The 24412-nt window shown below is 67.7% G+C and carries 24 protein-coding genes, 1 tRNA gene and 1 pseudogene; 20 read left to right on the plus strand and 6 right to left on the minus strand.

Features of this window, described 5'->3' with window-relative positions; all coding sequences use genetic code 11:
• Positions 1–73: 73 nt before the first annotated feature.
• From fdhF to ACWPN7_RS32425, 3 genes and pseudogenes are all read right to left on the minus strand, one after another.
• The gene (gene fdhF, locus ACWPN7_RS32415) at positions 74–1936 is read right to left on the minus strand and encodes a formate dehydrogenase subunit alpha (protein WP_492273725.1); all 1863 of its coding nucleotides are present in this window, start codon (positions 1934–1936) and stop codon (positions 74–76) included.
• 64 nt (positions 1937–2000) lie between these two features.
• Positions 2001–2246 (minus strand): annotated as a pseudogene (locus ACWPN7_RS32420) (formate dehydrogenase subunit alpha); the annotation flags it as partial.
• 70 nt (positions 2247–2316) lie between these two features.
• Positions 2317–2859 (minus strand): 4Fe-4S dicluster domain-containing protein, encoded by a 543-nt coding sequence (locus tag ACWPN7_RS32425; protein ID WP_040136092.1) that lies wholly within the window; start codon positions 2857–2859, stop codon positions 2317–2319.
• Between the two features lie 550 nt (positions 2860–3409).
• Between ACWPN7_RS32425 and ACWPN7_RS32430 the strand changes: the two genes are divergently transcribed.
• From ACWPN7_RS32430 to ACWPN7_RS32485, 12 genes are read left to right on the plus strand one after another with little or no spacing between them, the layout of a single operon-like run.
• On the plus strand, positions 3410–4003 hold the full coding sequence (locus ACWPN7_RS32430; protein ID WP_040136089.1) for a 4Fe-4S dicluster domain-containing protein: 594 nt from the start codon (positions 3410–3412) through the stop codon (positions 4001–4003).
• On the plus strand, positions 4000–6027 hold the full coding sequence (hyfB, locus tag ACWPN7_RS32435; RefSeq protein WP_459197503.1) for a hydrogenase 4 subunit B: 2028 nt from the start codon (positions 4000–4002) through the stop codon (positions 6025–6027). Before ACWPN7_RS32430 ends, hyfB begins: the two co-directional genes overlap by 4 nt.
• 12 nt (positions 6028–6039) lie before the next feature.
• Positions 6040–6978, plus strand: a complete 939-nt coding sequence (locus tag ACWPN7_RS32440) for a respiratory chain complex I subunit 1 family protein (protein WP_200474771.1) — start codon at positions 6040–6042, stop codon at positions 6976–6978.
• A gap of 19 nt (positions 6979–6997) precedes the next feature.
• The gene (locus tag ACWPN7_RS32445) at positions 6998–8461 is read left to right on the plus strand and encodes a hydrogenase 4 subunit D (protein ID WP_200474770.1); all 1464 of its coding nucleotides are present in this window, start codon (positions 6998–7000) and stop codon (positions 8459–8461) included.
• Positions 8462–8475: 14 nt separating this feature from the next.
• Positions 8476–9129: a hydrogenase 4 membrane subunit gene (gene hyfE, locus ACWPN7_RS32450; RefSeq protein ID WP_200474769.1), complete on the plus strand. Its 654-nt coding sequence runs from the start codon at positions 8476–8478 to the stop codon at positions 9127–9129.
• A 5-nt stretch (positions 9130–9134) separates the two neighbouring features.
• A complete protein-coding gene (locus ACWPN7_RS32455) occupies positions 9135–10760 on the plus strand; it encodes a hydrogenase 4 subunit F (RefSeq protein WP_247891421.1) in 1626 nt (541 codons plus the stop codon).
• A complete protein-coding gene (locus ACWPN7_RS32460) occupies positions 10757–12472 on the plus strand; it encodes a hydrogenase large subunit (protein ID WP_451995810.1) in 1716 nt (571 codons plus the stop codon). Before ACWPN7_RS32455 ends, ACWPN7_RS32460 begins: the two co-directional genes overlap by 4 nt.
• A gap of 12 nt (positions 12473–12484) precedes the next feature.
• On the plus strand, positions 12485–13075 hold the full coding sequence (locus ACWPN7_RS32465) for a formate hydrogenlyase complex iron-sulfur subunit (RefSeq protein WP_149648946.1): 591 nt from the start codon (positions 12485–12487) through the stop codon (positions 13073–13075).
• Complete coding sequence (locus tag ACWPN7_RS32470; RefSeq protein WP_459197502.1) at positions 13072–13875, plus strand: NADH-quinone oxidoreductase subunit B family protein; 804 nt, start codon at positions 13072–13074, stop codon at positions 13873–13875. Before ACWPN7_RS32465 ends, ACWPN7_RS32470 begins: the two co-directional genes overlap by 4 nt.
• The gene (locus ACWPN7_RS32475; RefSeq protein WP_149648944.1) at positions 13872–14339 is read left to right on the plus strand and encodes a formate hydrogenlyase maturation HycH family protein; all 468 of its coding nucleotides are present in this window, start codon (positions 13872–13874) and stop codon (positions 14337–14339) included. The genes ACWPN7_RS32470 and ACWPN7_RS32475 overlap by 4 nt, the downstream gene beginning before the upstream one ends.
• Positions 14336–14794 carry a hydrogenase maturation peptidase HycI gene (gene hycI / locus ACWPN7_RS32480; protein WP_040136076.1) on the plus strand — a complete coding sequence of 153 codons (459 nt, stop codon included), beginning with the start codon at positions 14336–14338 and terminating at the stop codon, positions 14792–14794. The genes ACWPN7_RS32475 and hycI overlap by 4 nt, the downstream gene beginning before the upstream one ends.
• Positions 14795–14837: 43 nt before the next feature.
• The gene (locus ACWPN7_RS32485) at positions 14838–15746 is read left to right on the plus strand and encodes a formate/nitrite transporter family protein (RefSeq protein WP_040136073.1); all 909 of its coding nucleotides are present in this window, start codon (positions 14838–14840) and stop codon (positions 15744–15746) included.
• Positions 15747–15807: 61 nt separating this feature from the next.
• Here ACWPN7_RS32485 and fdhD read toward each other — a convergent pair whose 3' ends face one another.
• A complete protein-coding gene (fdhD, locus tag ACWPN7_RS32490; protein ID WP_451995813.1) occupies positions 15808–16674 on the minus strand; it encodes a formate dehydrogenase accessory sulfurtransferase FdhD in 867 nt (288 codons plus the stop codon).
• A 406-nt stretch (positions 16675–17080) separates the two neighbouring features.
• Between fdhD and hypA the strand changes: the two genes are divergently transcribed.
• Genes hypA through ACWPN7_RS32505 form a run of 3 tightly spaced genes read left to right on the plus strand, consistent with a single transcriptional unit; the run spans position 17081 to position 18337 of the window.
• Positions 17081–17422 carry a hydrogenase maturation nickel metallochaperone HypA gene (gene hypA / locus ACWPN7_RS32495; RefSeq protein WP_040137113.1) on the plus strand — a complete coding sequence of 114 codons (342 nt, stop codon included), beginning with the start codon at positions 17081–17083 and terminating at the stop codon, positions 17420–17422.
• A 23-nt stretch (positions 17423–17445) separates the two neighbouring features.
• Positions 17446–17727 (plus strand): HypC/HybG/HupF family hydrogenase formation chaperone, encoded by a 282-nt coding sequence (locus ACWPN7_RS32500; protein ID WP_040136071.1) that lies wholly within the window; start codon positions 17446–17448, stop codon positions 17725–17727.
• A gap of 43 nt (positions 17728–17770) precedes the next feature.
• The gene (locus ACWPN7_RS32505; RefSeq protein WP_040136069.1) at positions 17771–18337 is read left to right on the plus strand and encodes a HupE/UreJ family protein; all 567 of its coding nucleotides are present in this window, start codon (positions 17771–17773) and stop codon (positions 18335–18337) included.
• 57 nt (positions 18338–18394) lie between these two features.
• Here the strand turns inward: ACWPN7_RS32505 and ACWPN7_RS32510 are convergent, their stop codons facing one another.
• Positions 18395–19045, minus strand: coding sequence for a nitrogen fixation protein NifQ (locus ACWPN7_RS32510; protein WP_451995816.1), 651 nt, complete (start codon positions 19043–19045; stop codon positions 18395–18397).
• A 329-nt stretch (positions 19046–19374) separates the two neighbouring features.
• Positions 19375–19542: a hypothetical protein gene (locus tag ACWPN7_RS32515; RefSeq protein WP_160174853.1), complete on the minus strand. Its 168-nt coding sequence runs from the start codon at positions 19540–19542 to the stop codon at positions 19375–19377.
• A 46-nt stretch (positions 19543–19588) separates the two neighbouring features.
• On the opposite strand from ACWPN7_RS32515, the gene ACWPN7_RS32520 reads away from it, so the two are divergent.
• From ACWPN7_RS32520 to ACWPN7_RS32540, 5 genes are all read left to right on the plus strand, one after another.
• Positions 19589–19664 (plus strand) — tRNA-Trp (locus ACWPN7_RS32520).
• 481 nt (positions 19665–20145) lie between these two features.
• On the plus strand, positions 20146–20892 hold the full coding sequence (locus ACWPN7_RS32525; protein ID WP_492273726.1) for an RNA polymerase sigma factor: 747 nt from the start codon (positions 20146–20148) through the stop codon (positions 20890–20892).
• A gap of 76 nt (positions 20893–20968) precedes the next feature.
• Complete coding sequence (locus ACWPN7_RS32530; protein WP_407823762.1) at positions 20969–22036, plus strand: patatin-like phospholipase family protein; 1068 nt, start codon at positions 20969–20971, stop codon at positions 22034–22036.
• The gene (gene alr, locus ACWPN7_RS32535; RefSeq protein ID WP_459197501.1) at positions 22033–23211 is read left to right on the plus strand and encodes an alanine racemase; all 1179 of its coding nucleotides are present in this window, start codon (positions 22033–22035) and stop codon (positions 23209–23211) included. The genes ACWPN7_RS32530 and alr overlap by 4 nt, the downstream gene beginning before the upstream one ends.
• Positions 23208–24410 carry an ABC transporter substrate binding protein gene (locus ACWPN7_RS32540; RefSeq protein ID WP_459197500.1) on the plus strand — a complete coding sequence of 401 codons (1203 nt, stop codon included), beginning with the start codon at positions 23208–23210 and terminating at the stop codon, positions 24408–24410. The genes alr and ACWPN7_RS32540 overlap by 4 nt, the downstream gene beginning before the upstream one ends.
• Positions 24411–24412 lie beyond the last annotated feature (2 nt).

The following is a 24412-nucleotide window of genomic DNA, read 5'->3' on the forward strand; positions in this document are numbered from 1 at the left end:
CTGGCTCCCGTAAAAGCCGGGGAGCGCCCCGCCCGTCCCCGAAGGGAAAGGCGGGGCGGTCGGTCCCCCGCGGTCAGGCGTAGGCCGGGGCCTTCTTCGCAGCACGGGTCACCGCGTTGCTGAGGCCGCCCTTCAGCTTCGCGTATTCCTGCTGGACGTGGTTCTCGGCCCAGACCTGATCGGCGATGGCCTCCACCCGGACGGCGGCGTACTTGTATTCCGGCGTCTTGGCGATGGGATCGACGGCGTGGATGGTCAGCTCGTTGCAGGCGCCGATCCACCACTGGTAGGTCATGTAGACGGCCCCCTTGTTGGTGCGGTCGGTGACGCTGGCCCGGCTGATCACCTTGCCGCGGCGCGACGACACCCAGACCAGCTCCTGGTCGCGGATGCCCAGGGCCTTGGCGTCCTTCGGGTTCATGGTGACGTAGCCCGGCTCGTCGGCCAGCGTCTGCAGGGCGGCGCAGTTGCCGGTCATCGAGCGGCAGGAGTAATGGCCGACCTCGCGCACCGTGCAGAGGATCAGCGGGAACTCCTCGGTCAGCTGGTCCTGCGGCGGACGCCACTCGGTGGCGAAGAGCAGACCCTTGCCGCCCGGCCGCTGGAAGACGTTGCCCTCGTAGAGATACTTGGAGCCTGCTGAGTCGAGGTCGCGGCACGGCCACGGCACGGCGCCCAGCCCCTCCATCTTCTCGTAGGTCACGCCGTAGAAGATCGGGCACAGCTCGCGCAACTCGTCCCAGATCTCCTTGGTGTTGTTGTAGTGCATGGGATAGCCCATCGCCGTGGCGAGCAGGCTGATGATCTCCCAGTCGTGCTTGACGTCGCCCTTGGCGTCCACCGCCTTGGTGAAGCGCTGGAAGCTGCGGTCTGCGGCGCTGAACACGCCCTCATGCTCGCCCCAGGAGGTCGCCGGCAGGATCAGGTCGGCGAACATCGCCGTTTTCGTCATGAAGATGTCCTGGACGATGACGAACTCCATCGCCTCGAACCCCTTGCGCACCAGCGCCAGGTCCGGCTCGGTCTGGGCGGGGTCCTCGCCCATCACATACATGGCCTTCAGCTTGCCGGTCTCCGCCAGATGCGGCACGTCGGTCAGGCGGTGGCCGATCTGGTCGGGCAGCGACTCCACCCCCCAGGCCTTGGCGAACTTCGCCCGCACCTCCGGGTCGGTGACCTTCTGATAGCCGGGGAATTCGGTCGGCAGCACGCCCATGTCGCAGCTGCCCTGCACGTTGTTCTGGCCGCGCACCGGGCCGACGCCGACGTTCGGCCGGCCGAGGTTGCCGGTCAGCAGCGCCAGACCCGACAGCCCCTTCACCACGTCGACGCCCTGGCCCCACTGGGTGACGCCCATGCCCCACAGGATGGTGGCGGAGGGGGCGGCGGCGTAGATGCGCATCGCCTCGCGGATGTCGGCGGCGGGCAGGCCGGTGATCGCCTCGGCGTATTCGGGGGTGTATGTGTCGACAATCGCCTTGTACTCGTCGAAGCCCTCGGTGTGGTTGGCGACATACTCCTTGTTGTAGAGCCCTTCGTTGATCAGGACGTTGGCGAAGGCGTTGACCAGCGCCATGTTGGACCCGTTGTTCAGCGGCAGCCACAGATCGGCCAGACGCGCCGTCTCGATCTTGCGCGGGTCGCAGACGATGATCTTGGCGCCGCGCTCCTTGGCCTTGATGATGCGCTTGGCGATCACCGGGTGGCTGTCGGCGACGTTGTAGCCGAAGACCAGGACGCATTTGGTGTGCTCGATCTCGGGGATCGAGTTGCTCATGGCGCCGTTGCCCAGCGTCACCTGCAGCCCGGCGACCGACGGGCCGTGGCAGACGCGCGCGCAGTTGTCGACGTTGTTGGTGCCGAGAACCGCGCGGGTGAATTTCTGCATCACATAGTTGGTCTCGTTGCCGGTGCCGCGCGACGAGCCGGTGGTCATGATCGAGTTCGGGGCCGTACTTGGCCTTGATCGCGCTGAGCTTCGTCGCGGCGTGTTGGATCGCCTCGTCCCACGACACCGCCTCGAAGGCCGCGTCGCGGCTGCGGCGCAGCATCGGGTTGCGCAGGCGCGGCGTCAGGATCTTGGTGTCGTTGATGAAGTCGTAGCCGAAATAGCCCTTGAGGCAGAGTTCTCCCTCGTTGGTGACGCCGTTCAAGGGTTCGGCACCGACGACCTTCCCGCCCTCGACCAGCAGATTCAGTTTGCAGCCCGTACCGCAGTAGGGGCAGACCGCCATATGCTTTTCCATCTCGACCTCGGTGTTCGCTCGATTGTGCCGGCTGTGATCCGGCCACGGTGATGGGTGGTGACGTGGTGGATCAGGCCGCGACTTCGGCGGCCTCCTGGGCGGCGCGCTCGCGCCGGCGGCGCAGGGTCTCGTCCATCGCCTCCCGGTCCATCAGGGTCAGGGCGCTGGTGGGGCAGACCGACACGCAGGCCGGGCCGGCGTCGCGGCCGACGCACAGGTCGCATTTGTGCGCCTGCGCCTTGACGCCCAGGCTCAGCGCCATGCCGGCGAACTGCCGGACCGCCGGCACCGTCACCACGTCCATGACACCGAACGGGCAGGCCAGCACGCAGTTCTTGCAGCCCAGGCAGCGCTCCTGCTCCACCTGCACGCTGTGCTGGCGGTAGACGATGGCGTTGTTCGGGCAGGCGTTGACGCAGGGCGCGTCCTCGCAATGGTGGCACATCACCGCGGTGCTGACGTCGGCCGTCCTCACCATGCGGATGCGCGGCTTGAAGGTGTCCGGCGCCAGCCCTTCGACGCCGGCACCATCGGAATGGGCAAGCGCACAGGCGACCTCGCATGTGCGGCAACCGATGCACTTGCTCGGGTTGGCAGTGACGAATCTGTTCATTCCCGTCGTCCTTGTTGGCAGCCGGAAGGGGGTCGTCGAACGGCCCCGCCCCGGCATTGCTTCACTGTTCCCTGACGTTGCGCGCCGGTTGGCCGAATCCGGTGCCGGTGGCTTCGCGACTGATTGAAATCGCTTATCGCCCGATCTTTAAAAGTAATCGACGCCGATAAGCCGATCCTATCGAGTATCTTTTCTCGTTTATCGGAATTAATGGGAGGCCATTCGACAATCAAAACGCCTTAGAACTTCCCGTCTTTGTGTCGCACACCTTATACCCACTTTTTTTGTGTGTCCAGTTGACATCGCGCCGCCCAGGGGAATAGCGTATTGAAGTCAACGATGGCGATTACGAATCGCCGTTGCTCTGACAAAGATTCGCAACAGATGGCTCTCCTTCTGCCACACCGTCCGTGACAACAGGCGGCTGCTGGGGCGTGCGCGAGCCAATACTGTCTTCTTATTGGTCGATCAGGTTTTCTTATCAGGACTTTCAAAACAGATCCTGATTGGCCGATTCGACGCACCCGCCCGGGAAGCCGGAGGTCTGGACATGAATCGCTTCGTTATCGCGGAACCGAGAAAGTGCATCGGGTGCAACACCTGCATGGCGGCCTGCACCGAGTCCCATAAAAAGCAGGGGCTGCAGGCGCATCCCCGGCTGGCCGTCATGCGCACCGGCGACGACACCGGGCCCGTCCTCTGCCACCAGTGCGAGGACGCGCCCTGCGCCCGCGTCTGTCCGGTCGACGCCATCACCCATGGCGCCGACGCCATCCTGCTGGATGAGCAGGCCTGCATCGGCTGCAAGATGTGCGCGCTGGCCTGCCCCTTCGGCGCCATCACGCCCAGCGGCACCGGCATCGCCGGGGTCGCCGGCATCGCCGCCGCCACGCCACGCCACTCGGCAGCGCTCGATCCGCTGCTGGCCTGGGAGATCGGCGTCCGCAGCGTGGCGGTGAAATGCGATCTCTGCGCCTTTTCCGGCGACGGGCCGGCCTGCGTGCGCGTGTGCCCGACCGCCGCCCTTTACGCGGCAGACGCCGATGCCACCCGCCAAGCGGCCGCCGTCAAGCGCACGCTGGCTGCGGCGGCACCGGTCAGTCTTGAAACGCCGCTCGCCTCGCTGGAGGGGCTGGACCCATGATTCCACTCTCCCTGCTCATCATGTCGCTGCTGCTGTCCTGCGGCGGCGGCATCCTCTGCCTCCTCCTGAAGCGTCGGGAGGGGGACATCCGTCTTGGCGGCAGCGGCGTCGGCATCGCCGCGGCACTCGCCGGGCTCGGCGCCGGGCTGACGGCCATCGCGGCCGGCCAGCCGACCGTGCTCGACGCCGCCGGCCCCTACCCCTTCGCCCATTTCGTTCTGCGGCTCGACCCGCTGGCCGGCCTGATGATCGCGGTCATCTCGCTGCTGTCGCTGGTCGCCTGGATCTACGGCTTCGCCTATGTGCGCGAATACGCCGGGCGCGGCGTCGGGGCGATGGGCTTCTTCATGAACGCCTTTATCGCCTCGATGATGCTGGTGGTGGCGGCCGACAACGCCTTCTGGTTCCTCATCTTCTTCGAGATGATGTCGCTGGCCTCCTACTTCCTGGTCATCTTCGACCAGGACGACGAGGCGGTCGGCGCCGGCTTCCTCTACTTCCTGGTCGCCCATGGCGGCTCGGTGCTGATCATGGCCGCCTTCTTCCTGATGGCGAACCAAGCTGGCAGCTTCGATTTCGCCGCCTTCCGCGCCCATCCGCTGCCGGCCCCGCTGGACAGCGTCGCCTTCCTGCTGGCCTTCGCCGGCTTCGGCGCCAAAGCCGGCATGATCCCGCTGCACATCTGGCTGCCGCGCGCTCATCCGGCTGCGCCGTCGCACGCCTCGGCGCTGATGTCGGGCGTGATGATCAAGATCGGCGTCTTCGGCATCGTCAAGGTCGGCATCGACCTGCTGGCCGCCAGCGCCGGTCCGGCGATGCTCGGCTGGGGCCTGCTGGTGCTGGCCTTCGGGGCGGTGTCGTCGGTGCTGGGCGTCGTCTATGCCCTGGCCGAGCACGACATCAAGAAGCTGCTGGCCTACCACTCGGTCGAGAACATCGGGATCATCCTGCTCGGCGTCGGCACCGGCATGATCGGCATGGCGCTGCACCAGCCGGTGCTGGCGGTGCTCGGCCTGATGGCCGGCCTCTACCACCTGCTGAACCACGCGGTGTTCAAAGGGCTGCTGTTCCTGGGCGCCGGCTCGGTCATCTTCCGCATGCACAGCAAGGACATGGAGGAGATGGGCGGGCTGGCCCGCAACATGCCCTGGACCGCCCTGTCCTTCCTGGTCGGCGCGCTGGCCATCTCGGCGATCCCACCGCTGAACGGCTTCGTGTCGGAATGGTACACCTACCAGGCGCTGTTCGCCGCGGCGCTGGACGGCACACCCCTGGTGAAGTTCGCCGCCCCCATCGCCGCCGTCATGCTGGCGCTGACCGGCGCGCTGGCAGTGATGTGCTTCGTCAAGGCCTACGGCATCATGTTCGCCGGCGCGCCGCGCAGCCGCAAGGCCGAGGAGGCCCGCGAGGCGCCGGCCGCGATGGTCGCCGGCATGGCGGTGCTGGCCGTCGCCTGCGTGGCGCTCGGCCTGCTCGCCCCGCTGGTGGCGCCGGTGATGGGCCGCATCGCGGCGGCGACCATCGGCGCGGCTCCGGTCACGCTGGCCGTCGGCGCCACCCTGCTGCCGGGCGACGCGCAGCAGGCGACGCTCTCCACCCCGCTGATCGCCATTCTGCTGATCGCCATGGCCGTCCTGCCGATCGGCCTGAAGGCGGCCTTCGCCGCCGAGTGCGGCGGCGACCGCAAGGTGGCGGCCCCCTGGGCGGCCGGCTATCTGCCGGACCATCACATGCCCGCCACCGCCGGCAGCTTCGCCCAGCCGATCCGCATGTTCTTCGCGCCGCTCTACACCCTGCGCCGCTCGATCGCCGGGCGCTGGACCGGCATCGCGCTCGGCTTCGAGCGGGTGGTCACGCTGGCGCGCCGCACCGAACCGCTGGCCGACCGGAGCGTCATCGCCCCGATCGCCGGCGCGGTCGATGCGGGCGGCAAGCGGCTGCAGGTCATCCAGGGCGGCGATTTCCGGATCTACTGCCTCTACATCGTCGCGGCGCTGATCGCGCTGCTGGCGCTGGCCGTCTGACGGGAGGACGCCATGCTGACCTTCTCACACTTCATCCTGGGGCTGTTCCAGGCGCTCCTCCTGCTGGCGGCGGCACCGCTGGTCTCCGGCCTGTCGCGCATGGTCCGGGCGAAGCTGCACACCCGCCACGGGCCGGGACTGCTGCAGGACTACCGCGACATCGCCAAGCTGCTGACCCGCCAGGACCTGACCCCGCCGAACAGCGGCTTCGCCTTCCGCGCGATGCCGGCGGTAATGCTGACGACGGTGCTGGTCATCGCCATGGGCATCCCGATGCTGACCCGCTTCACGCCGGTGGCGCCCATCGGCGACCTGATCACGGTGATCTACCTGTTCGCGCTGGCCCGCTTCTTCTTCTCGCTGTCCGGCATCGACAGCGGCAGCTCCTTCTCCGGCATCGGCGGCAGCCGCGAGCTGACCATGGGCGTGCTGGTGGAGCCGGTGATGCTGCTGTCGCTGTTCGTGGCGGCGCTGCTGGCCGGCTCGACCAACCTCGGCGCCATCGGCAGCGCCATCGCCGACGGCCATGTGCACTCGGCGACCGCGACGGTGATCGCCGCCCTGTCCTTCGCCTATGCCATCTACATCGAGCTGGGCAAGCTGCCCTACGACATGGCCGAGGCGGAGCAGGAGCTTCAGGAAGGCCCGCTGACCGAATATTCCGGCCCGTCCCTGGCGCTGATCAAATGGGCGATGGCGCTCAAGCAGACGGTCGTCGTCGCCTGGTTCGTCGGCGTCTTCCTGCCCTTCGGCAGCGCGCCCGAGATGTCCTTCTTCGGGCTGCTGTTCGGGCTGGTCGCCTTCGCCATCAAGCTGGTCCTGATCTTCGCCGCAGTCGGCGTGGTCGAGAACAGCGTCGCGCGCGTCCGCTTCCGCCTGACCCCCCAGCACAGCTGGATCGGGGTCGGCGCCGCCTCGCTCGCCTTCGTCTTCTATCTGGTCGGCCTGTGAGCCGGCGAGGGGCAGCATCATGATAACACTCCCCACGGAACCGCTCGGGCTGTTGGCGCTGGCCGCCATCCTCGTCCCCTTCGGCGGTGCGGCGGTGATCGCCGCATCGAAACGGGCCTCGGCCAAATGGCTGTGCCAGGGCTTCGCCGCCGCCACCGTCGCGGTGATCGCCATCCTCGCGATGTCGCTGCTCGGCGACGGCAAGATCGGCGGCACCTACGAACTGATCTCCTTCGGATCGGTCTCGATCCTCGGGCTGGTGGTGGACAGCGTCAGCGTTCTGATCGCGTTGGCGGTGATCGCCATCGGCCTGCTGGTGGCGGTCTATTCCGCCGCCTACCTGAACGCCGGCAACCGCGAGCATCCCGACATCGGCCGGCGGCGCTTCTACGCCTTCCTGCTGGTGTTCATCGGCGCGATGACCGGGCTGGTCTTCAGCTCCACCATCGTCGGCCAGCTCGCCTTCTTCGAGCTGACGGGCGCCTGCTCCTGGGCGCTGATCGGCTATTATGAATCGCCGAAGGCGCTGCGCTCGGCGGCCAAGGCGCTGCTGGTCACCCACGTCGCCTCGCTCGGCCTCTACGTCGCAGCGGCGCTGCTGTTCCTGTCGACCGGCACCTTCGCGCTCTCCGCCATCGCCGATCTGGCGCCGGGGATGAAGGCGGTGGTCCTGCTGGCGATCCTGGTCGCCGCCTGGGGCAAATCCGCCCAGCTGCCCTTCCACATGTGGCTGCCCGACGCCATGGAGGCCCCGACTCCGGTCAGCGCCTACCTGCACGCAGCCTCCATGGTGAAGGTCGGCGTCTACATCTTCGCCCGCGGGCTGATGTCGGCGGGCGGCGCGCCGGAGATCGTCGGCTGGGTCGGCTCGATCATGGCGGTGCTGACGCTGGTCTACGGCTTCTTCATGTATCTGCCGCAGGTCGACCTGAAGCGCCTGCTCGCCTACTCGACCATCACGCAGCTCGCCTACATCCTGCTGGCGCTGTCGCTGTCGGTCTTCGGTTCCGACCTCGCCTTCAAGGGCGCCATCGCGCACATCTTCAACCACGCCTTCGCCAAGACGCTGTTCTTCCTGGTCGCCGGCGCGCTCAGCTACACCGCCGGAACGCGCCTGCTGCCGTCGCTGCGCGGCATCGTCACCAAGTCGCCGCTGCTCGGCGTCGCCTTCGTCTGCGCCGCCCTGGCGATCACCGGCGTGCCGCCCTTCAACGGCTTCTTCAGCAAGTTCGCCATCTTCGCCGGCGGCTTCGAGGTCGGGGCGCAGCACTGGGCGCTGATGCTTCTGGTCGTCATCGCGCTGGCGGAATCGGTCGGCTCCTTCGCCTGGTTCCTGAAATGGCTGGGCCATTCGGTGCCCGGCAAGCCGTCCACCACCATGGCCGCGGCGGCCCCGCTGCCGGCCGGCATGAAGTTCGTGCTGGTCGCCCTGGTGGTGATGACGGTGGTCTCAAGCTCCATCGCCGCCTCGTGGCTCGGTTGAGGGAGGGAACGGTCATGAATGGATTTCTCATCGTCAACGGCCTGTCGGGCCTGCTGATCGTCAGCTCCCTTCTGGTCACGCTCGCCGGCAATCCGGCCAACTCCGCCCGCTTCTACGCGCTGCAGAGCTTCATTCTGGTGATGCTGTTCGTGGCGCTGGCGGGGGCCACCGGGTCGGGCGAGCTGTATCTCTGGTCCTTCACCGCGCTGCTGACCAAGGTGATCCTGGTCCCGGCGATCATGTATCGGGCCTTCCGCCGGCTCAGCGATCCGGCCATCGGGTCGGGGGCGGTGATGCCGACGGCGCTGTCCATCGTCGGCGCCGCGGTCGCCGTCATCCTGTGCTTCGGCGTCGCGTCCAAGGTGACGCTGCCGGCGGCCGACGCCATCAAGCCGGCGCTGGCGGTGTCGCTCGCCCTCTTCTTCATCGGGCTCGGCTGCATCGTGGCGCAGCGGAACATCCTGAAGCAGGTGTTCGGCTATTGCCTGATGGAGAACGGGTCGCACCTGACCCTGGCCCTGCTGGCCCCCAACGCGCCGGAGCTGGTGGAGATCGGCATCGCCACCGACGCCATCTTCGCGGTGGTGGTGATGGCGGCGCTGGGGTCGCGGATCTTCGACACGCTGCACACGCTCGACGCGCGCCAGCTCACGAGCCTGAAGGGATGACCGCCATGGTACCCTCGATCCTTCCCCCACTTCTCCTGATCGGTCCGCTGGCGGTGGCGGTGTTCCTGCTGACCCTGCCCTGGTTCCGGGAGTCGCTGCCCGAGGCTCTGGCGACCGACCATGGCAGCGTGGCGCTGCTGGAGCGCATCCATCTGGGCTCCATCGGCTACGTCTTCCTGCTGAGCACCGCCGCGCTGGTCCAGGTGCTGTCGAACGGCGCCATCGCCGCCTTCGGCGACTGGCTGTTCGTCGACGCGCTCGGCGCCGTCTTCATGATGCTGATCGGCGTGGTCGGCCTGCTGACCGGCCTCTATTCGATCGCCTACATCCGGCACGACCTGGAGGCCGGCCTCATCGACGCCGGCAAGGTCCGGGTCTACTACGGCTTCTTCAGCCTGTTCCTGTTCACCATGCTGCTGGCGGTGACCGCCAACAACATCATCATGATGTGGGCGGCGATCGAGGCGACGACTCTCGGCTCCGCCTTCCTGGTCGGGCTGTACGGGCAGAAATCCTCGCTGGAGGCCGCCTGGAAATACGTCGTCATCTGCACGGTCGGCGTCGCCTTCGGCCTCTACGGCACCGTGCTGGTCTTCTCCAACGCCGCCGACGTGCTGGCCGACCCGCACCAGGCGGTGCTGTGGACGGCGCTGATCGGCCACGCCGCCGAGCTGGACCCGATGCTGGTCAAGCTGGCCTTCGTCTTCGCCCTGATCGGCTTCGGCACCAAGGCCGGCATCTTCCCGATGCACGCCTGGCTGCCCGACGCCCATTCCGAGGCGCCGAGCCCGGTGTCCGGCCTGCTGTCGGGTGTGCTTCTGAAATGCGCCCTGCTGATCGTCATCCGCTTCTACGTCATCACCGTCGGCACGGTGGGCGTCGGCTTCCCGCAGATGTTGCTGCTGACGCTGGGCGTGCTGTCGGTCGGCGTGTCGTCGCTGCTGTTCTTCGTCCAGCAGGACCTGAAGCGCAAGCTGGCCTATTCCAGCATCGAGAATGTCGGGCTGATCGTCGTGGCGCTCGGCGTCGGCGGGCCGCTCGGCATCGCCGCGGCGTTGCTGCACGCCATCAACCACAGCGTCACCAAGGCCCTGTTCTTCTGCACCGCCGGCAACGTGCTGATGACGTACGGCACCCGCGACCTGCGGGCGGTGAAGGGCGTGCTGCGCGCGGCCCCGGCCACCGGCCTGCTGATGATGGCCTGCGCCCTGGCGCTGGCCGGCTTCCCACCCTTCAACATCTTCGTCAGCGAATTCATGGTCTTCATGGCTGGGCTGAACGAGGGCTACGGCTGGATCATGGCGCTGGTCGCGCTCTTCCTGTGCATCACCATCGCCGGGCTGGTGAAGATCGTCGCCGACAGCGTGCTGGGCAAGAGCCCGGAGACGATGGCCAAGGGTGACGTCGGCTGGAGGGCGCTGGCCCCGCTGGGCGTCCTGGCGGTGCTGGTGCTGGTGCTGGGCTTCGCCGTGCCGCAGCCGCTGTCCAATCTGGTCCAGCAGGCGACCGCGGTGGTGATGAACGGCGACAGCCGCCCGGTGGTCGCGGCCCCCTGGCAACAATACGACACGGTGCGCGCCGGTGGTCTTCTGGTGACCGGCAGCCTCTCGCAGACGGAGATTTCCAAATGAACCTCATCACTCCGGAACGGGTCGGGAGCGGCTACATCGCCTCCCTGCGCGAGAGCCTGCCCCACGCCATCCTCGACGAATCCTGGCAGACCGGCGCCCAGGTGACCATCACGGTCAAGCCGGTGTCGCTGCCCGACGTCGTCGCCAGCCTCTACTACGACCACAACGGCTGGCTGTCGGTGGTCGTCGGCAACGACGAGCGGCCGCTGAACGGCGCCTACGCCGTCTACTATGTCCTGTCCATGGAGGGCGTCGACCGGTGCCATGTGGTGGTGTGCTGCGAGGTGCCCGCCGACACGCTGGAATTCCCCTCCGTCACCCCGCGGGTGCCCGCCTGCGTGTGGGGCGAGCGCGAGGTGCGCGACATGTTCGGCCTGCGCCCGGTCGGGCTGCCCGACGAACGCCGCCTCGTCCTGCCCGACGATTGGCCGGACGAGCTGTACCCGCTGCGCAAGGATTCGATGGACTACCGGCTGCGGCCGGCGCCGACCAGCGACGACGAGACCTACCAATTCATCAACGAGGCCAAGCAGGAGACCCGCGTCGTCCCGCTGGGGCCGCTGCACATCACCTCCGACGAGCCCGGCCATTTCCGCCTGTTCGTCGACGGCGAGGACATCATCGACGCCGACTACCGCATGTTCTACGTCCATCGCGGCATGGAGAAGGTGGCCGAGACGCGGATGGGCTACAACGACGTGACCTTCCTCGCCGACCGCGTCTGCGGCATCTGCGGCTACGCCCACAGCGTCGCCTACGCCAGTTCGGTGGAGAACGCACTGGGCATCGCCGTACCGCCGCGGGCGCAGGCCATCCGCGCCATCCTGCTGGAGACCGAGCGGATGCACAGCCATCTGCTGAACCTCGGCCTCGTCTGCCATTTCATCGGCTTCGACACCGGCTTCATGCAGTTCTTCCGCGTGCGCGAGAAGGCGATGACGCTGGCGGAGTTGCTGACCGGCGCCCGCAAGACCTACGCGCTGAACCTAATCGGCGGCGTGCGCCGCGACATCCTGGGCGACCAGCAGGCCAGGACGCGCGAGCTGGTCGCCGAGCTGCGCGACGACGTGACCCGGCTGGTCGAGGTGCTGCTGTCCACCGCCAACGTCAGCGGCCGCGTCAAGGGCGTCGGCCGGCTCGACCCGCAGATCGCCCGCGACTACAGCCCGGTCGGGCCGGTGGTGCGCGGCAGCGGCCACCGCCGCGACACCCGCGCCGACCACGCCTTCGCCGGCTACAAGCTGCTCGACATGCCGGTCCATGTGGAGCAGGGCTGCGACGTGCTGGCCCGCACGCTGGTGCGGGTGGCGGAGTTCTTCGACAGCCTGTGGATCATCGAGACGCTGCTCGACAAGGCGCCCGCCGGCCCGGTGCTGACCGAGGATTTCACCTATGTCCCGCACAAGTTCGCGCTCGGCTTCACCGAGGCGCCGCGCGGCGAGGACATCCACTGGTCGATGACCGGTGACAACCAGAAGCTCTACCGCTGGCGCTGCCGCGCCTCGACCTACAACAACTGGCCGGTGCTGCGCTACATGCTGCGCGGCAATACGGTGTCGGACGCCCCGCTGATCGTGGGCAGCATCGACCCCTGCTATTCCTGCACCGACCGCGTGACCGTGGTGGACGTCCGCAAGAAGCGCTCCAAGACCATCGCCTACAAGGAGATGGAGCGCTACTGCCGCGAACGCACGGACTCACCGCTGAAGTGACGGGGGCGACCAATGCTCAAGCTACTCAAGGAAATCCTCCGCACGGGCGAGGCGACGGTCAAGTACCCCTTCGCCCCGATGGAGGTCTGCAAGGACTTCCGCGGCAAGCCGGAACACCGGGCGGAGGACTGCATCGCCTGCGCGGCCTGCACCGTCGCCTGCCCGGCCAACGCCATCCAGATGGAAACCGACACCGCCGCCGGCAGCCGCACCTGGTCGATCAACTACGGGCGTTGCGTCTTCTGCGGCCGCTGCGAGGAATCCTGCCCGACCGGCGCCATCCGCCTGTCCGCCGATTTCGAGCTGGCGGTGGGCAGCAAGGCTGACCTGACGCGCAAGGCCGTCTTCACGCTGGCCGGCTGCGCCTGCTGCGGCAAGCCCTTCGCCCCGGCCAAGGAGGTCGACTACGTCGCCCGCCTGCTGGGCCAGACGGCCCGCAGCGAGGAGGAGGCGGAGCGGCTGCGCCTGACCGTCGCGACCTGCCCGGCCTGCAAGCGCGCCCAGGACGTCCACCAGATCGCCACCATGGGGATCGCCCGGCAAATGGACGCCCGGCACTCGGAGGCCGGGCATTCGGTCAAGGAATTGGAGACCACGCCATGAACGCACCACTCGCCCCCAACGCCCTGGTGGCGGAGATGTCGCCGGTCTCCACCAGCGACCAGATCGCCACAATGAAGACGGCACTGCTGAAGAACATCCAGCGCTCCGCCTACGTCTACCGCGTCGATTGCGGCGGCTGCAACGGCTGCGAGATCGAGATCTTCTCGTCCATCACCCCGGTGTTCGACGCGGAGCGCTTCGGCATCAAGGTGGTGGCCTCGCCCCGCCACGCCGACATCCTGCTGTTCACCGGGGCGGTGACCCGCTCCATGCGGATGCCGGCGCTGCGCGCCTACGAGGCGGCGCCCGATCCGAAGATCGTCGTCTCCTACGGCGCCTGCGGCTGCACCGGCGGCATCTTCCACGACCTCTACTGTGTCTGGGGCGGCACCGACAACATCGTGCCGGTGGACGTCTACATCCCCGGCTGCCCGCCGACGCCGGCCGCGACCATCCACGGCTTCGCCGTGGCGCTCGGCCTGCTGGAGCAGAAGCTGAAGGCCGAAACCCATGTCGAGGCCGCGGGCGAGGCCGCCGCCCTGCCCCATCCCGACATCCCCTACGCGCTGCGGGTCCGGCTGGAGCGCGAGGCGCGGCGCATGGCCGGCTACCGCCAGGGCCGCGCCATCGTGGAGGAGTTCATGGCCCTGCTGGAAGGGTATGCGAGCGCCCCCGGCGTCCTGACCCTGCCCGACCGCATGACGGCAGCCATCACCGCGGAGCGCGACCCGCGCCGCGCCGAGATCATCGGGCGGCTGGCCGAGGTCGTGCAGCGGACCATCCGGGGAGAGGCGCCATGAGCACCCTCGCGCACGCCGACCCCGGCTCCATCCCCGGCCTGCGCAGCGGCCGCGGCCGGGAGCCGGAGGTGGTGTTCTACCAGTTGAACGCCAAGGTGCTGGAGCGCAAGGAAGACATCCCGGAGGACGCGAAGCAGGTGGTCTATTATTCGCTGGCCATCGGGCATCACATCGGGGTCTTCGACTGCTTCAAACCGGCCTTCCGCTGCCCCACCGCGCTGTTCGACCGCGTCCTGGACGCGCTGCGGGACCACGAGGAGGCGCACCGCAAGCTGTCCGGCCTGCTCCGCTTCGGCGAGATCACGGTGGACGGCACCCACACCCGGCCGCTGCTGGCGGCCATCGCGGCGGCGCGGCCGACCGCCCCGCCCGATGTGGCGGCGTGGCTGGACGGGCTGGCCACGGCGCTGGAGGCCATCCGGCGCGAACCGGCGATCTATCTGATGGGGAGACGGCTGTCATGACCGATGTCGTGTTCACGGTTGGAAACGTCCTGCGCGGCGACGACGGCGCCGGTCCGCTGCTGGCCCAGCTCCTCGACGAGGAGCCCGCCCCCGGCTGGACGGTGGTGGACGGCGAGGATGTCCCGGAGAACCACACCCACCACGTCCGCTCGCTGGCGCCGCGCCGGGTGCTGATCGTCGATGCCGCCGACATGCAGCTTCCGCCGGGCGCGGTCCGCCTGATCGAGCAGGACAGCGTCGCCGAGCAGTTCATGGTCACCACCCACGCCATCCCGCTGAACTTCCTGATCGACAGCCTGCGCGAGACCGTGCCGGAGATCCTGTTCCTGGGCATCCAGCCGGAGGACACCAGCTTCTTCGCGCCGGTCACCAGCACCGTCCGCCACTCCGTGGAGGCCGTTCACGACCGGCTGGTCCGCGGCGAAGGGTTCGAGGCCTACGAGACAGTGGGCTGATCCGGTGTTCGGGGCAACTCAAGACATGGGAAGGAGTTTCGCCATGGGGGACTCTGCGTCGAAAGACACGCCGGTTCTTGGCATGGACGCCTATGCGCCCGCCGAGATCCAGGACAAGGTCGAAAAGCTGGGGGTGAAGAAGGCGACGATGCCATTCCTGCCCAGCTTCATGCTGGCGGTGGTCGCCGGCGGCGGCATCGGGTTGGGCGGCATGTTCTTCGTCATCGTGCTGGCCGATCCCGCCCTCAGCTTCGCGGTCCAGCGGCTGCTCGGCGGGCTGGTCTTCTCGCTCGGCCTGTCGCTGGTCATGGTCGGCGGGGCGGAGCTGTTCACCGGCAACTGCCTGATCGTGATGGCGCGGGCCAACGGCCAGATCAGCACGGCGCAGGTTCTGCGCAACTGGGCGACAATCTGGATCGGCAACGCCGTCGGGGCGATCGGCCTCGTCATCCTGATCTACCTGTCGCACCACACCGAGATGAACAATGGCGCGGTCGGCGCGGCGGTGCTCAAGCTCGCCATCGGCAAGATCGCCCCGGACGCCGTGACGATCTTCTTCAAGGGCATCCTGTGCAACCTGCTGGTCTGCCTGGCGGTGTGGCTCGCCTACGCCGGCCGGACGGTGACCGACAAGATCGTCGCGCTGACCCTGCCGGTCGCCGCCTTCGTCGCCGCCGGCTTCGAACACTGCATCGCCAACCTGTATTTCCTGCCGCTGGCCTACCTGCTCAAGGTGACGGGCCATGTGCCGGCCGGGCTGGACGTGTCGATGATCACGGCGGGGGGCATCCTGCACAACCTGCTGTTCGCCACGCTGGGCAACATCGTCGGCGGCTCGGTGTTTGTCGGCGGCATCTATTGGCTGATCTACCGCAAGGGCCTCGGCGGCCTGACCCCGCTGCCGCCACGCAAGCCGCTGCCGTCGATCGGGCAACCGGCGGCGACCCACTGACCGCAAAAAACCGCGGGCTGGCGATGAACCAGCCCGCGGTTCTTTTTGACTCCGGCGCGGTTCACGCGGACATCGCGACCCGCGACGGGACGGCGTAGACCGTGAGGCGGCGTTCGCGCACGAAGGCGACGACCCCGACCCCCACCGTTGCGGCGAAACCCAGGCACAGCGAGGTCGGGGCGGAGATGGCCGCGATCAGCGGGATGCCGGCGGCGGCCGTCTTGTGGACCAACTCGAAGGAGCAGCGGCTCGACACCACGACGAAGCCGCCGGTGGGGTCGATGCGGGCGAGGGCCAGCGCCCCGATCAGCTTGTCGAGCGCGTTGTGCCGGCCGACGTCCTCGCGCACCGCCACCAGCTCGCCGTCGGGCCGGGCAAACCCGGCGGCATGGACCGCCCCGGTCTCCCGGTTCAGGCTCTGCCCCGACGGCAAGGCCGCCATCGCACGATGGATCGCGTCCGGCGCGAAGCAGGCGGTGGACCGGACCGGATCGAGCGGCCTCAGGGTTTCCGCGAAACTGTCGGTGCCGCAACGGCCGCAGCCGGAACCGCCCATCAGGTTGCGCTTGCGGCGCAGCAGGGCGGCAAGCCGCTCCACCGGCAACTGCATGCGGATGCGGACTCCGTCCGTCAGCTCGTCGATGGCGGTGACGGCCAGTTCATCGGCGCTGCCGACGATCCCTTCGCTGAGGGAAAAGCCGGTGGCGAAATCCTCCAGGTCGGTGGGCGTCGCCAACATGACGGCGAAGAGATCGTCGGCATAAAGCAGCCCGACCGGCACCTCGTCGACGATCTTCTCCTCCCGCCGGTCGATGCCCGATCCGGTGTAGACGGTCGCCGGCACCAGCCGGAATCCGTGATGGGACAGCGGGTGAGCCAGGGACAGCGGAGCGGGGAGCGGGGCCGCGCAGGCGGTTGCATGTTCCATGATGTGGCCGAAACCCAGGCTGTGGCGACAGGTGCGGGCGGTGAGGTTCCGGCGTCCGCTGTCCAACTCTGCACCCAACCGTCACGCAGCGACATGCGACATTCCGGCTCACCATAAATAATCACCGATGAATTCAGAATAAGACCTGCTTATTGCGCCATAGAAATGGCTTATCAACCCTCTTTCATTGATCAAATCCATCCCTATTTTTTTGATTTTATGTTTGCAATACTCATCGTTCAGTGGTAATTTTTGAGAACAATCTCAACAAGCCGCCTGTTGGGTGGCCTACCATCGATCCGCCATCTCCGTTTTTCCAGCGATGACGCGCCAGGGCATGGTCGATCCGCCACGGAGTTTCCCAATCAGGTCCCGCAGCCGCCGGCTCTCACAGCGGAGAAGGATGATGCATGAGCTGTCACTGTGCGAACGGTTGCTGGAGTTGCTGGAGGAGCAGTCGCGGCGCCACGCCTTTCATCGCGTCACGCGGATCAAGCTGGCGGTGGGCCAGTTCGCCTGCGTCGATCCGGACGCCCTTCGCTTCGCCTTCGACGTGATCAGACGCGACACACTGGCCGACGGTGCGACGGTCGACATCCACCAGCCGCCCGGCCTCGTCTGGTGCGAGGACTGCGCCCGCGAGAGGGAGGTCCCGACACGGATCGCCCCCTGCCCGGCCTGCGGCGGCCTGCGCCTGACCCCGCGCGGCGGCGACGATCTGACGCTGGTCGAACTGGAAGTGGCGTGACCGCCGCGACAAGGAGCCCTGCCATGTGCCTTGGAGTTCCGGCCAGGATCATCGCCATCGCCGACGCCGCGCGGATGCTTGCCGTCGCCGACATCCTGGGCGAACGGCGGGAGGTCAACCTTTCCTGCATCGTCGAACCGGGCGAAGCCCTGTCCGATCAGGTCGGGCAGTGGGTCCTGGTCCATCTGGGCTTCGCTCTTTCCCGCGTCGAGGAAGCCGACGCACGGATCACCCTCGACCTGCTTCGCCAAGTCGACGAGGCGGAAGCCGGACGAGGGCATCTGAAGGCCTCCCTGCTCGCCTGACCGGGGCGAAGCGGCCGGTCGAACCCCACAGGAGATCGTTCCGATGAACAGGTTGCTTTCCGCCGGCACCGCCGGCCTTCTCGCGGCGACGCTGGCCCTGCCGGCGGCCGCCCACACCGGCCATGCCGGCGACGCGATGTTCGTTCAGGGGCTTCTCCACCCGCTGAGCGGCATCGACCATCTGCTGACCATGCTGGCGGTCGGCGTTTGGGCGGCGCAGAATGGCGGCCGCGCGATCTGGCTGCTGCCGACGGCCTTCATCGCCATGCTGTCCAGCGGTGCCGTGCTCGGCATGGCCGGAATCGAGCTTCCGGCGGTCGAAGCCGGAATCGCTGCCTCGGTGGCGGTGCTCGGGCTGCTGGTGCTGCTGAACAAGCGCGTGCCGGCCGCCGCCGCCGCGATCCTGGTCGGAGCCTTCGCGGTGCTGCACGGCCATGCCCATGGCACCGAGATGCCGCAAACCGCAGACCCCTTCCTCTACGGCCTGGGCTTCGTGCTTTCCACCGCGATGCTGCACGGCACCGGCATCGCCATCGGCTTGGCCCGCCATCTCCCACGCCGGCTGCTCGCAACCCGCGCGTTGCGGCGACCGGAGTCGAGAGCACGGTAAATCATGCCTCCGGACGGCCGCGCCCGCCGTTCGAGGACACGCGTGGAGCCTGATGTGTCAGGCTCTACGCTGATGGTATGAAGCGGTGCCGTCATAGCATTCGGCCTGATGCAGGCATGCGTCGCAGACCGTCGACCTTGAAACCGGACGCCCTTCAGCCCACAGGCATTCATAAAAGAAGCGTTTCCAGCGCAGTTTCCGCGTGTTGGCCTCGGCCAAGGACGGGAAATGGCGGGCAAGGAGCGCCGCCAAATGGGGACGATCCGCCAAACCCAGGCTGCGCCAAAGATGGTCGTTCTCAAGACAGGCCCGGGCGATGACATCGGCAAGCGGCAGCGCCGACGCATCGTTCTCCAGGCGATGGCGCATCAACAGATCGCGAAAGTCCCGTTCCTCGCGCAGGAGCCAATCGTCCGTGCTGTTGCCCTCCTCACGCGATACGGCCGCCGTCACCCCGGCACACCCGCATCGGACCCCGCCCAAGCGCTTGACGTGATCGGAAAAGCAGGTGCCCGGCGTCCAACCCACGGCGGCGGCCGGGAAATGCACGTCGATCAGCGCGGCCAGCGCGCCCGCCTCCAGCCCGAGCCCATGGACGTAGGAAGCCTGCCGGCCGCTGCAACGATGGAGCAGAATGCGGGCCAGATCCCGGGTGTCGGGAGCATGCGGGGTCCGCGACCACGCCATCAGCCGATCCTGAGCACTCATTCTGTCCATCTGCACTGCGTCCCGAGTTCCTCCGGCGGATTGCCTCACAGTAACACGTGGCAGCGGTCCCCAAAGATCGGATGGTCCGGACCTCGATCGATGCCGGCGAAGACCGGGTGGAGAGGAGCCCCTGGGCTTGTTCGCACGCTGCATCCGGTGCCCGCTCTGCCAAGCGGTCATGGAATGCCACGGCCTCACCGCCTCATGACGCCGCGCCCGTCATCGATGGCCTGGTTTCCCCGGGCGGCCAGGGCCGCTGCCCCATTATCTTTTAAAATTGACATCTGTATTTTCAAAAAAGGATGAATTCTGCTGCCGGGAAGCGGTCATTATTCATTTTTTGTCATAATGAAACGTTTCTTGGTGAATTTTTTCTTTCCCCGTTGCGCGCGCTGCGGCCGACGGCGCTCGCGTCCGTCCGTTTCACCGCCAAGTTCCTTGTCGCTGCGGTGAAAGCGCGTTTCAAACACGACCGTCGCATTTTTCTTCTGGTGCACGGCCCGGAAATCGCCTACAAGCGGCTTCCCGCTGCAAGGCGGCGACAGGAGTGTAGCTCAATTGGTAGAGCACCGGTCTCCAAAACCGGGGGTTGGGGGTTCGAGCCCCTCCACTCCTGCCATTCGACGCAAGATTCGAATGGCCCCGCGCACGGCAGCGCAAACGTCCTGAAATGTAGAATTTTGGAAACACTCTTCGGCACCGGGGCCGAGGAATTTGTTTTCTTGGTTAATAAATCGTCATCCTCATTCTTCTGAACGGCCTGTTGCCGCGCGGCGTTACTAGCCGCTTCGCCATCCTCCGATACCAACCGACAGAACCGATGCGCCTGCATGCGCGCGTATAGCCATGGCTTGATTATCAAGACATAGTGCGGTTGCGTTTTGATAGGCCATTTTTTAGATAAGATCGTACGAAATACATAGGTATTTCGAAAAAAAGTATATCCATTTCGTTCACGCATAGAACTTGGCGAGCGTCCCTTGAGCAAAACGCGCAAGGGACGTCATATGCAGCAAAGAATGCAACCTCTGGGGGGCACCCCCACCGGATCGGCGTTGGACCGGCAGCGGGAACCGAAACGCTCCTGGCCTTCTCTGTCCATGGCTGGATCACCCCGGCTTCACTCCCATACGGGTGAAAATCTCCACGAGCTGGACGATTCCGGCCTTCTGGAGCGCATCGCGACCCGCGATCAGACGGCCTTCTGGGTCTTCTGGTGCCGCCACTACACCGATCTGTTTTGGACATATCACAGGTTGTGCAAAGGAAACAGGCAGGAAATTCACGACTGCCTGAGCGGGCTCTGCATCAATCTGTCGGAAGCCCTTCCCCTCTACGCGCGGTCCATCATCAAGACGCGCACCTGGCTGCGCCGCACCGCCATCAACCATTTCATCGACCGGCACCGCGCCCACCAGCGCTATCCCGTCCTGGTCGGCTCCCTCGTCGAGATCGCCTCCATCGCCGACGGGACCAGCGGCCGGGACGCCATGGACCCGGAACGCACCAACGCCGACCGCGCCCTGCTCGCCAAGGTTCTGGAGTTGCTCGACGGCATCCGGGACGAGCGGATGCGCCAAGCCGCCCGCATGCGCTTCATCGAGGAACAGCCCTACGCGGACATCGCCGCGGAGCTGTCCATCTCCGAAGAACTGGCGCGCAAATGGATTCAGCAGATCCGCAGCTACCTGCGCAGCGCGGTTCCCGACCATCGCGACCTGCTGGCGAAGCCGCCCCCCGACACGCCGCAGTCGCGGCGCGCGACCAAGCACGGCGTGCTGACCAGAACGCGTCCGCCCAAGCTCCCCTCCACTCCCCCCACCAAGACGATGAAGCCGGCGCTCTGACCCGCACCGCCGCCCGAGCGCGCTCATTCCCACCCCACCGACCTCCAACCCAAGACGTCAACGACCGGAGCCATCCATGCCGCCCGACCAGACCATGCCCACCCACGCCGTCCAGCCCGCCAACCGGAAGAGCGCCAAGCCGATCAACCTCGCGCTCCAGGGGGGCGGTGCCCACGGCTCCTTCACCTGGGGCGTGCTCGATCGCATCCTGGAAGACGGGCGCCTGACCATCGACGGCATCGTCGGAACCAGCGCTGGCGCCATGAACTGCGCCGTCACCGCCTACGGCCTGACCATCGGCGGCCCCGAGGGGGCGCGGAGCAAGCTGCGCGAATTCTGGCGCCGCATTTCCGACGAGGCGAAGAAGGGGCCGCTCCAGCCGACCCCGCTGGACAAGATGTTCAGCAAGGGGAACATGGATTTCTCCCCGCTCTGGCAGATGTTCGACGCGCTGTCGCGCATGATGTCGCCGTACGAGCTGAACCCGATGAACATGAACCCGCTGCGCGACGTGCTGTCGGACGTGGTGGACTTCAAGCGGCTGCGCAAGGCGCCGGCCTGCAAGACCTTCATCGCGGCGACCGACGTCTGCGCCGGCCGGCTGAAGGTGTTCGGCCCGAAGGACATCTCGGTGGACGCGGTGCTCGCCTCGGCCTGCCTGCCCTTCCTGTTCCAGGCGGTGCAGGTCGGCAACGCCTTCTACTGGGATGGCGGCTATTCCGGAAACCCGCCGCTGTTCCCGCTGATCGACCAGTGCGACAGCCGCGACATCCTGATCGTCCAGATCAACCCGGTCCGCGTGCCGGTGCCGCCGCGCACCGCCCGCGAGATCATGGACCGCGTCAACACGCTCAGCTTCAACTCCAGCATGATGCGTGAGCTGCGCGTTGTCGACTTCGTCTCCAAGCTGATCGACTCCGGCGAACTCAGCCCGGAGAAGCACAAGAAGATGCACATCCACACCGTCGACGCCGAAGAGGTCGTGGAGAAGCTGGGCGTCACCAGCAAGCTGAACGCCGACTGGGACTTCCTGACCTACATGTTCGAAACGGGCCGCCACAAGGCCGAAGAATTCCTGGATCAGCATTTCGACAAGATCGGCAGGGAATCCTCGACCGACATCAGCGCGAAGTTCCTTGCATGACGGGAACGCGGACGGGCCGGCGGGGCAGCACCACCGCCTGGGCGGACATCGATCTGCACGCCCTCGGCCGGAACCTGGATCAGCTGCGCCGTGGCCTTCCCCCTGGTCAGGCCGTCTTCGGCGTGGTCAAGGCGGACGCCTACGGCCACGGCGGCGGACCGGTCGGGCGGGCGCTCCAGCGGTTCGGGATCGACGGGCTGGTGGTCGCCGACATGGGCGAGGGCATCACCCTGCGGCGAGCCGGAATCACGGCTCCCATCCTGGTGATCGACCCGCCGTTGCCCAGCCAGCTGCGGCTGCCCGCCCTGCACCGGCTGGGCGCAACCGTCACCAGCGCGGCGGAGGCGCGGGCCCTCGCCACCGCCGCCAACCGCGCCGGCCGGACGGTCGATGTGCATGTCCGGGTGAACACCGGCTTTGCCGGCTTCGGGGCGCCGCGGGCGGACCTGACCGACGTGCTGGCCGCGGTTGCCGGCGCGCCGGCGCTGCGGCTGGAAGGGCTCTACACCCACCTGTCCGGCGCCTACGGCCATTACGAGGACGGCGGCTTGGCGGAGCTGGAGCGGTTCGGCGAGGCGGTCGACACGGCGCGGGCCGCCGGGCTGCTGCCGCCGCTGGTCCACGCGCTCAGCAGCGTGGCGCTCGGCCGGCCCCTGCTGACCGGGGCCGCGGCGCGCATCGGCTGCACGGCGGTGCGCTGCGGCGCCGCCCTGTTCGGCATCCGCATGGCCGACGGGGACACGCCCCTCCCCCTGGCCCCGGTGATGAGCGTGAAGGCCCGCGTCACCCGCGTGACGGCGCTGGAGCCGGGCGACGTCGCCGATTACGCCGCCGCCAGCGCGGCGCCCCGGCGCACGCCGGTGGCGGTCCTGCCCTTCGGCTTCTCCGACGGTCACCACCTGCACCGGCTGGCCGGCGGGGTCCTGCTGATCCGGGGGCGCCCGGCGCCGGTCCTGGGACGCCCCTTCATGAGCAGTTTGCTGGCCGACGTGACCGACATCACCGGCGTCCAGCCGGGCGACGAGGCCGTCCTGATCGGACGGCAGGGCGAGCACCGGATCACGGCGGAGGACATCGCGGCACGGTCCGGGCTGCGCCCCAGCGCGGTCCCGCTTCTCGGGCCGCGGGTCGTCCGCCGCTACCGGTCGAGCGCAAGGGAGGACCAGACGGAATGAGCCCAGCCGCCCCACCGTCCCACCGTCGAGCCCTTGCGGACACAGCCGGAGCCGCGGCGATCACCCGCCGCGGCTGGATGGCCGGGGCTGCCGCCACCGGCCTCGGCGCCCTCTGCCCGCCGGCCGCGGTGCTGGCCGCCCCCCGACCGCTCCCATCGGTCCGTGACGTGCCGCGGCGCTGGCGCATCGGCTACGCCGAATCCATGCCCTACGGCAACTACGCCGCGACGCTCGCCGCCATCCTCGGCGAGTTTGAGCGGATGGGCTGGATCGGCGCGCTGACCGGCATGCCCTACCACCCGGGGCAGACCGACACCGCCGGCCTGTGGTCCTGGCTGACCGCCCGCGCCGGCAGCCCGGTCCTGGACTTTGTCCCCGACGCCCACGCCACCAACCTGACCCCCGAGGGGGCCGCGGCGCTGGTGAGGCGTCTGCAGGATCCGGGCGAATTCGACCTGATGATCGTCATGGGGACGGTCGCCGGCGTCGCCCTGGCGACCGACGCCCACCGGGTGCCGGTCCTCGCCTTCTCCTGCACCAACCCGGTTGCCGCCGGGATCGTCGCGTCGGAAACCGACACCGGGCGCGATCATGTGTGGGCGCATCTCGACCCGCAGCGGTTCCAGCGCCAGCTGTCCATCTTCCACAAAACCTTCCAGTTCCGGCGGCTGGGCATCGCCTACGACGACAGCCCGACGGGCCGGGCCATCGCCTCGCTGCCCGACATCGAGGCGACGGCCGAGCGGATCGGGTTCGAACTGGTGGAGCGGCACGTCCGCGCGCCGATCGACCACCTCGACCAATACCGCTACGAGGTCGATCTGACCGCGGCCTGGGAAGCGCTGTCGCGCGAGGCGGATGCCGTCTACATCACCTACGGGCGCTGGCCGCTGGACCGCTTCACCTCGCTGGCTCGGCCCTTCCTGAAACAGCGCATCCCGACCTTCTCGCAGCTCGGCCCCGAGGAGGTGGAGCGCGGCGCGCTGATGAGCATCGCCCGTGCCGACATGGCGGGCATCGGCCATTTCGGCGCTGCCACCCTCGCCCGCGTCATGGCCGGCGAGCCGCTGCGCCACTTGCCGCAGGTCTATTTCGACACGCCGTCCATCGCCTGGAACGCGGCGACCGCGGCGGCCATCGGCTACCGCATCCCCTTCCCGGCGTTGCTGGCGGCGGATTCACTGCACGGAGTGCTCTAGCC

It is taken from the genome of Azospirillum sp. UENF 312511 (genome assembly GCF_058780635.1).